8 protein-coding genes and 1 pseudogene are annotated in these 7521 nt (G+C 72.8%); 4 read left to right on the forward strand and 5 right to left on the reverse strand.

What is annotated here, in order from left to right; genetic code table 11:
• On the forward strand, positions 1-649 hold a 649-nt coding region (locus GTY47_RS10755), incomplete at its 5' end, for a CocE/NonD family hydrolase (protein WP_158688389.1).
• Here the strand turns inward: GTY47_RS10755 and GTY47_RS10760 are convergent.
• A complete protein-coding gene (locus GTY47_RS10760) occupies positions 646-1875 on the reverse strand; it encodes an amidohydrolase (protein ID WP_040902713.1) in 1230 nt (409 codons plus the stop codon). The genes GTY47_RS10755 and GTY47_RS10760 overlap by 4 nt on opposite strands.
• A gap of 379 nt (positions 1876-2254) precedes the next feature.
• Between GTY47_RS10760 and GTY47_RS10765 the strand changes: the two genes are divergently transcribed.
• Complete coding sequence (locus GTY47_RS10765; RefSeq protein ID WP_010035525.1) at positions 2255-2596, forward strand: hypothetical protein; 342 nt, start codon at positions 2255-2257, stop codon at positions 2594-2596.
• Between the two features lie 79 nt (positions 2597-2675).
• On the opposite strand, the gene GTY47_RS10770 is transcribed toward GTY47_RS10765, so the two are convergent.
• Entirely contained in the window at positions 2676-3662 is a 987-nt protein-coding gene (locus GTY47_RS10770; RefSeq protein WP_010035526.1) for a helix-turn-helix transcriptional regulator, read from the reverse strand.
• 158 nt (positions 3663-3820) lie between these two features.
• On the opposite strand from GTY47_RS10770, the gene GTY47_RS10775 reads away from it, so the two are divergent.
• Both GTY47_RS10775 and GTY47_RS10780 read left to right on the forward strand, forming a co-directional pair.
• Positions 3821-4339, forward strand: a complete 519-nt coding sequence (locus GTY47_RS10775) for an SDR family NAD(P)-dependent oxidoreductase (RefSeq protein ID WP_158688390.1) — start codon at positions 3821-3823, stop codon at positions 4337-4339.
• A gap of 75 nt (positions 4340-4414) precedes the next feature.
• Complete coding sequence (locus GTY47_RS10780; RefSeq protein ID WP_029180873.1) at positions 4415-5020, forward strand: response regulator transcription factor; 606 nt, start codon at positions 4415-4417, stop codon at positions 5018-5020.
• A 242-nt stretch (positions 5021-5262) separates the two neighbouring features.
• Here GTY47_RS10780 and GTY47_RS10785 read toward each other — a convergent pair whose 3' ends face one another.
• From GTY47_RS10785 to GTY47_RS40765, 3 genes and pseudogenes are all read right to left on the reverse strand, one after another.
• On the reverse strand, positions 5263-6378 hold the full coding sequence (locus GTY47_RS10785; protein ID WP_010035529.1) for a 3-dehydroquinate synthase II: 1116 nt from the start codon (positions 6376-6378) through the stop codon (positions 5263-5265).
• Positions 6350-7342 (reverse strand): 2-amino-3,7-dideoxy-D-threo-hept-6-ulosonate synthase, encoded by a 993-nt coding sequence (locus GTY47_RS10790; RefSeq protein ID WP_010035530.1) that lies wholly within the window; start codon positions 7340-7342, stop codon positions 6350-6352. Before GTY47_RS10790 ends, GTY47_RS10785 begins: the two co-directional genes overlap by 29 nt.
• Positions 7339-7521 (reverse strand): annotated as a pseudogene (locus tag GTY47_RS40765) (hypothetical protein); the annotation flags it as partial. The pseudogene GTY47_RS40765 and the gene GTY47_RS10790, both read right to left, overlap by 4 nt.

Genomic DNA, 7521 nt, shown 5'->3' on the forward strand with positions numbered 1-7521 from the left:
GCCCGCCGCAGGCGCAGGGCCCGCCGAGGGCGCGGGGGCTGCGGACGGTTCAGGCTCCGTGGACGGCTCGGGGTTCGCCGGCGGCTCGGGGTCCGCCGACAGTCCAGGTTCCGTGCCTCTGGCATCCCTGCGATACGACCCGGACGACCCCACGCCGTCCATCGGCGGCCCGCTGCTCTCCCGGACGGCCGGTCCGCGCGACAACAGCGTCTTGGAAGGCCGAGACGACGTCCTGACGTTCACCGGGCCACCGCTGGACGAACCCGTGGACCTCCTCGGGCCGGTCTCCGCGCGGTTGAGCGTCTCCACGGACACCGGGTACGCCGACGTCTTCACCCGTCTGTGCGACGTGGACGCGCAGGGCCGCTCCACCAACGTCTGTGACGGGCTGGCCCGGCTGGAGACGGTGGGGCAGGCACCCTCGGAGGTCACCGTGCGGATGAGCTCCACCGCCTACCGCTTCCCGGCCGGGCACCGGATGCGCTGGCAGATCAGTGCCGGTGCCCATCCGCGCTACGCCCGCAACCCTGGTACCGGCAAGTCCCCGGTGGACGCCGTCGACTTCACACCCATACGCATCACGCTGCACACCGGCTGCGTGCTGACGCTGCCCACGGGTCCCGGACTGCGTGACGGCCCGGCGGTCTAACACCGAGTCCGCTGCGCCAGCCACCCCGCCATCGCCCGTACGCCGATGCCGATGGACCGCTCGTCCGGGGCGAAGTCGGGGAAGTGCGGGTAGCTGGTGGTGACGGGGGCGCCGGGGGCACGGACACCGAGGAAGGTGTAGGTGCCGGGGACGCGGTCCAGGTAGAGGGCGTAGTCCTCGCCGCTGAAGGGCGGGAACGCGGAACGGAGCGTGGCGACCGAGTCACGGCCCAGTGCGCTGCGCAGGTGGCGGGCGAGTGCGCGGGCGTCGGGTTCCGGGCAGACCAGGGCCGGGAACGGCTCGGCGGGGAAGCTCACGGCGGCTCCCGCGTACGACATGGCCAGCCGGCGGATCTCCCCGCGTATCTCCGTGTACCGCTCCTGCGGCCAACAGCGGTAGGACACGCTCACCCTGGCCTCCCGTGCCGAGGCCCGTAGGGCGACGAAGCGGGCGAACGGGCCGTCGGGCGTCTGGGCATCGGTGACCATCCGCTCGATGTCCGCGGGCGTCTGCGGGGGCGTCACCGTGGAGAGCGCGCCGATCCCGGCGGCCAGGCGCCGCGCGGCCTCGGGTGCGTCCGGGCCCTGGAGCGTCACCTCGGCCTTGTCCTGGCCCGGCATCCCGTAGCCGCCGGTCACCGCGAACCGGCCGACGGGGAAGGGCCCGCAGTGCAGCGCGTGGATCTCCTCGACGCGAGTGCGCTCCAGCACGCCCGCCTCGATCAGTGCGCGGGCTCCGGAGAGGCTCTCCTCGGCGGGCTGGAAGAGGAAGACGACCGTGCCGCTCAGGTGCCGCCGCAGCCGCGCCAGGACCTTGGCGACGCCCAGGGCCACCGTCGTGTGGATGTCGTGCCCGCAGAGATGGGCCGCGGCCGGGCCGCCCCCCACGATGTCCTTGGGCGGCACGGCGTCCATGTCCGCCCGGTACGCGACCGTCCGGCCCGGGCGCGTGCCGTGCAGGACGCCGACCACGCCGTGGCCGCCGACCCCTGTGGTGACGGTCAGCCCGGCCGCCCGCAGCTCCCGGGCCACCACGCCCGCGGTGCGACGCTCCTCCCCCGGCAGCTCGGGGTGCCGGTGGATGTCCCGCCGCAGCTCGATCAATCCGCCCTCCAGGCGCGCCACCTCGGCATCCACCGCCCCGTTCCCCACCGGTCCCCTCCACCCGCCGGCGACGGCCTTCCCCGTGGTACCCCACACCGTTCCCGCACCGGTTGCCGCCGCCATGCCGGCCAGCACCGTACGGCGGGCCAGAGCGTGCTCCGCAGGACGCTTCACCGTTCCCCCAATGGTCCGTCTTCGTGATCCGTCACGTGGGCGCCCGTTGAGCGGGAAACCCGTCGGTACACGATCACCTCTCGCGCACGCCGCCGCCCATCCGGCGAGCCACCGCCCACGGGTGGGGACACCCCCCGGGCGTCGTGCAACTCCCTGCCAGGCAGCTTCCTGGCGTGGCAGGACGCGGACAGCGGGGGTGGCGGGATGGTTCTCTCTTATCAGCGGCCGGGAAGCGCGGGGAACGCGGAACGGTCCGGGGGAGCTGAAGCACTACTGGCTCCATGCATCGTCGCAAGGTCCTGACTCACGCATGGAATGGAGACCAGCCATGATCCGTGTCACCAACCGTTGTTCCGCCGTCGTCGTCCTCGGTTCGGCCGTGCTGGCCACCCTCGCCTGGGCGGTGCCGGCGCAGGCCGCTCCGCGGGCCGAGGGGGCGCAGGGGGCCGGCTCGGCCGTCTCGCAGGCCGACCGCTCGGTCGGCGACGTGCTGCCGCCGCTGCCTCACCTGCCCGGTTCGCCCGACGACTTCACCTGGACTCCGGTGCCCCTGGGCGGCGTCACCGGGATCCCGGGACCGCTGCACGGCGGTGACGACTTCACCTGGCAGCAGGCGCCGACCGACGTCACCGACTTCACCTGGCCGCCCGTTCCGCAGGTCGAGCGGTGATCTCCGCGCAGGAGACACCGGGTGCCGGCACCCGCTCGCACCCGGTTGTCCGGCCCGGGGACCGCACGGCGACCGGCTGTCAGATCCACTGGCGGCGGGCCGCCTGGACTCCCGCCTCGAACCGGCTGGAGGCGCCCAGGCGTTCCATGAGCTCCGCCATGATGCGGCGTTCCGTGCGGACTCCGATGCCGAGGGCCCGGGCCACCGCCTCGTCGGTGAGGCCGGTGGCGAGGAGCTGGAGGAGTTTGCGCTCCTGCGGGGTGAGTCCCTGCGGGTCGTCGTCGGGTGAGGAGTGCTGATGGAACGGGCTCGCGTGTTCCCAGTACGCCTCGAACAGGGCCCGCATGGCGAGCACCACCGGCCGGCTGTGGAACATCAGGGCCGCGGGGCCCGTCTGGCCGGGCAGGTTGGCCACGATGGCCGCGGTCGTGTCGATGATGAGCAGCCGCATCGGCAGGGTCGGCGACGTGCGGATCTCGCTGTTGTGCTCCGCCATCCACTGGGCGTGAGCTCTCGTCACCCGGTCGTTGACGGCGCTGTCGAGGTAGATCGAACGGAACCGGACGCCCCGGGCGAGCGCTCGCTCGTTCAGGGGCCGGGACGCCTCGATCGCCTCCTTGGTCAGGCCGCCCACGGGGTGGAAGACCAGGGACTCCTGCTGGCACGACTCGGCGAGGGCCTCCAGCCGGGTGCGGATCTCGTCCACGTTGTCGAGCTGTTCCGTGCCGTCCGAGCCGGACCCGGCCGACGCCGTGTACTCGGCCGCGAGCGCCGCGAGCGCGGCCCGGTTCTGCTCGATGCGCTGCTGCCGCCAGGCCAGTTCGTCCTGTTCCCGCTGGAGCAGGACCTTCAGGCCGAGTGACGGGTTCACCGCGCGCAGCGTGCCGGGTGAGTCCTGCGAAGGGGCCAGCAACGACAGGTCGGACAGGCGCGTGAGTGCGCCGTGCACATCGTCGCAGCTGATGTCGAGGAGCTCGGCGAGCTTGTCCGGATCATGTTGCTTGTGGAACAGAATCGCGCGGTACACCGCGAGGGTCTGCTGATCGAGTGGCGATACCTCGTCCACGTGGCGTCTCCCCCTTGAACCACATGTGAACCACATGTCCGGACCGGGCGGCCGCGCCGGCTCGGGAGCAGCGACGCGGCACGGGGGCGCCGCAAGGCGTGCGAAGAACCCCCGTAGATCGTTCACATATTGGCCACGTTACCCGGTCAGGAGTTCCGGTGTCGCACACAGTCGCACATGTACTACCGCCTTTGCACGGCTGTGTCGTCCTTGTCGTCGATGCCACCACCGGCGTCGGGCGGCGGGTCGCCAGTCAGCTGTGCGCGTTGGGTGCCGCCGTCGCGGTGGTCGGCGCGGGGCACCCCGGGCGCGGTGACGACGCGGCCACGAACGCGGCGTTCCTGTGCAAGGAACTGGCCGGAATCGGGCTGGTCGCGCTGCCGTATCAAGCCGATGTGGAACGGCCGGAGAGCTTCGCCGCGCTGACCGGTCAGATCGCCGCCGACCTCGGGCCGGTCACCGCCAGCGTCGTGGTCGTCCCGGGCGGAAGCGGAGGCGAGGAACTGGCCCCGTCCTTCCGCGTCCTGTCGGGTGTCGTCGCGGCTTCCCTGCCGGCCGGCGCCGAGCACGTCGAGGTCGACATGCGCAGCGACGGCCCCAGCCTCGAGAAGGCGGCACAGGCGGTGGTGGAGCGGTTGGTCCGGCTGCACGAGACGTGGCGTGCCCCCTCCGGCTGACGCGCACCCGACGACGCACCAGTTCCGCTGTCTTTCCCGAGTCTTTGCCTTAGTCCTGCCGTACGGGGGTCGAGCATGTCGATACGGATAGTCCTCGCAGGTGATCACCAACTCGTGCTGGAGGCCTTCGCCGAGACGCTCAACGGCGTCGACGGGCTGGAGGTCGTCGGCCTGGCCACGTCGTACGACGCCGTCCAGCCGGCCGTGGAACGGCACCGGCCGACGGTGCTGCTGCTCGGCGAGTCCACGATGGGCGGCAAGGCGCTGCGCGTCGCCACCGACGTACGGAGCCGGCATCCCAAGTGCGGGGTCGCGCTGCTGGTGGGGGCGGCCACGTCGTCGGTCGTGGACCGGGCCGTGGCGGCCGGCGCCCTGGGCGTCGTACCGAAGAACGCCCGGCTGCCCCAGCTCGTCACGACGCTCATGGGTGTCGCGGGTGGCTGTCTGACCGTCGACCCGTCGCTGCTGCGGCCCGTCGCCGTCGGGGAGTTGTCGCTGAGCACCCGGGAGATGGACGTGCTGCGGCTGACGGCCGGCGGGGCGACCGTGAAGGAGATCGCGGGCGAGCTGTACCTGGCGGCGGGAACGGTACGGAATCTGACGTCCGCCGCGATCAAGAAGCTGGGTGGACGGAATCGGTTCGACGCGGCGCGGATCGCCGGGGAACACGGGCTGCTGTGAGGGCCCGTTCGGGAAGGGACGGGCGCGGGACGGGGCCGGCGGGTGAGGGGGCCGGATCGGTGAGCGGGCGCGGGACGGGGCCGGCGGGCGCGGGGGCCCTGCCGGCCGTGGCCAAACGCGCGCCGGCCCCGGCACGTGGGGTGCCGGGGCGGGGCGGGGCCGTGCGGGCGCTCGGCACGGGCCGGTGGGGCCCGGGGCTGGTGCGGTCGCTACGGCGTCTGGTGTCGGGTGGTGTGCCGCGCTCACTTCTCCAGGCAGAACTCGTCGATCGGGTAGCCGACATGGCGGTCCGCAGTGGGCAGGTGCCCGAGGATGGTGTCGCCCGGCTTCAGCTCCGTGGAGTTGAGGACCGAGGCGTTCGGGCCGAGGACCCGGACGTGCCAGTCGTCCTGGAGGATCAGGTTGACCGTCTGCCCGCTGGGGGCGACCGCGTCGATGGAGATCAGCGGACGGGTCTCGATCTTGACGCGGCCGACGCTGACGGGCCGTGTGCGGCCCTTGACGTCGACGGCCAGCACCTTGCTGCCGGCGTGGAGTTCGCTCAGGTAGTGGGTGCGGCCGGCCTGCGAGACGGTGTACGAGTGCAGGGCGCCGGCGTTGACCCGGAACGGACGGGTCGGCATGTACGGCAGCGGGTGGGTCTCGCTGACGCACAGCACCATGCCCTTGGAGTGCGAGCCGACGAGGATGCCCTCGTCCTTGCGGAAGTGGGTCGTGGTGTCGACGCAGGCCCGCTCCCCCATGCCGATGTGCGTGGTCCGGGTGACGGTCAGTTCCACCAGGTCGATCTCGCCGCCCCGGGCGCTGGCGGCGGTGCGCAGGGCCGTGGCGTCGCCGACGGTGCTGGCCCGCATCAGGACGCCGTCCGAGCCCAGTTCCAGGACGCCGTAGATGATCTCGGCCTCCTCGGTGTTGGACGCGGTGGTGATGATCGAGCCCGGTGCGCCGGTGGCGGCCGCGATCACGATCTCCAGCGGGATCTTGGTGGGGTCACGGAAGTCCAGCACGCTCCACGGCTCCAGGCGGGCCGCCAGGCAGGCGTCCTCCAGGGTGTCGGCGTCGACGATCTCCACGTAGCGGCCGAACTCGACGTCCGGGTGGGCCTCCTGGAGCGCGGCCCGGTCCTCGCGGGGGCCCGGGACGACCACCAGGTCGGCGGCGCCCAGGTCGGCGGGGACGGAGTCGAGGCCGTCCTCGAAGAGCAGGACCTTGCGGACGGTGGGAGGCAGGCCGGCGAAGGCGGCCGGGTCGGCGGCGACGATGCCGTCGATGCGCTGGTGCAGGGCCTCTTCGAGGACGGCCTGGGTGGCGGTGCCGGCGCGGCGGATGTCAAGCCAGCACAGTTTTGCGTCCGTCATGGTGCGGACCTCCTGTCGAGTGTGGAACGTCGGAGAGGTGGTGGGTGTCGCGGTCGGTGCGGGTGTCGCGGTCGAGCGGGGAGCCGGGCGCGCCGAGGTGGGCCGGGGCGTCCAGGTGATCGGGGGTCAGGCGCTCGTCCCGGTGTGCGTCGGCGGCCTGGAAGGCGAGCGGGGCGAAGTGCTGCTCCGGGAAGTGGTGGATCAGCCGGGCCACCTTGGCGGCGAGCCGCCGTGGATCGGAGGCCTGGAAGATGTTGCGGCCCATCGCCACTCCGCCGGCACCGCCGGCCAGGGCGTCCCGGACGTAGGCCAGCACGTCCTCCTCGGTGGGCATCGCGGGACCGCCCGCGACCAGGACGGGCACCGGGCAGGCGGCGGTCAGGTCGAGCATCTCCGCGGTCGAGCCGAGGAAGACGGTCTTGACCAGGTCCGCGCCCAGGTCGGAGGCGACGGTGACGGCGTGCGCCACCAGGTCCGGGTCGCGCGGGTCGGTGACCCGGGGGCCGCGCGGATACACCATGGCGAGCAGCGGCAGGTTCCACCGGTCGCAGGCGTCGGCGATCCGGCCGAGGTCGCCGATCTGCTGCCGCTCGTCGTCGGAGCCGACGTTGACGTGGACGCTCACCGCGTCCGCGCCGAGCCGGAGGGCCTCCTCGACCTGCGTCACCACGTACTTCGCGTCGGGGTCGAGCGCCTGGCTGGTGGACGCGTTGAGGTGGATGATCAGCGACATCGCGGCGAACCGCTCCGGGCTGATGTGGCGGACGCTGCCCTTGTGCACGACGACCGCGTCCGCGCCGCCGGCAGCGAGCTGCCCGGCGAGGTGGTCGAGGCTCGTGCCCTTGGGTACGACGGGTCCGTCGCTGATCGAGTGGTCGAGAGGGGTGATCATCAGGCCGGCCGTGCTGTGACGGTAGAGCCGCCGCAGCCTCAGTGACCTGGCGAAGTGGCCGAACGCGGTCATGGGATGCCCTTTCTGTTGCGCGGATCGGTACGCCTGCGCGGCTCGATGGACCGGCGGACGTCTGCTCCGGCGAAGCCGCCGTGCCCGGGCGGCCCGGCGCCGCGCCCCTCCACCGGCTCCGGCGCGGGGCCCCTGCCGGCCGGGGACGGTGGTGCCGGACCGCTCTCCGGGAGCAGGGG

The organism is Streptomyces sp. SID5464, from assembly GCF_009862985.1.
GTDB classification, from domain to species: Bacteria; Actinomycetota; Actinomycetes; order Streptomycetales; family Streptomycetaceae; genus Streptomyces; species Streptomyces chartreusis_D.

Coding starts and splice junctions, on each gene's coding strand:
- GTY47_RS10760 (WP_040902713.1), bottom strand. CDS start 1,875: ATGGCGGCGGCAACCGGTGCGGGAACGGTGTGGGGTACCACGGGGAAG.
- GTY47_RS10765 (WP_010035525.1), top strand. CDS start 2,255: ATGATCCGTGTCACCAACCGTTGTTCCGCCGTCGTCGTCCTCGGTTCG.
- GTY47_RS10780 (WP_029180873.1), top strand. CDS start 4,415: ATGTCGATACGGATAGTCCTCGCAGGTGATCACCAACTCGTGCTGGAG.
- GTY47_RS10785 (WP_010035529.1), bottom strand. CDS start 6,378: ATGACGGACGCAAAACTGTGCTGGCTTGACATCCGCCGCGCCGGCACC.
- GTY47_RS10790 (WP_010035530.1), bottom strand. CDS start 7,342: ATGACCGCGTTCGGCCACTTCGCCAGGTCACTGAGGCTGCGGCGGCTC.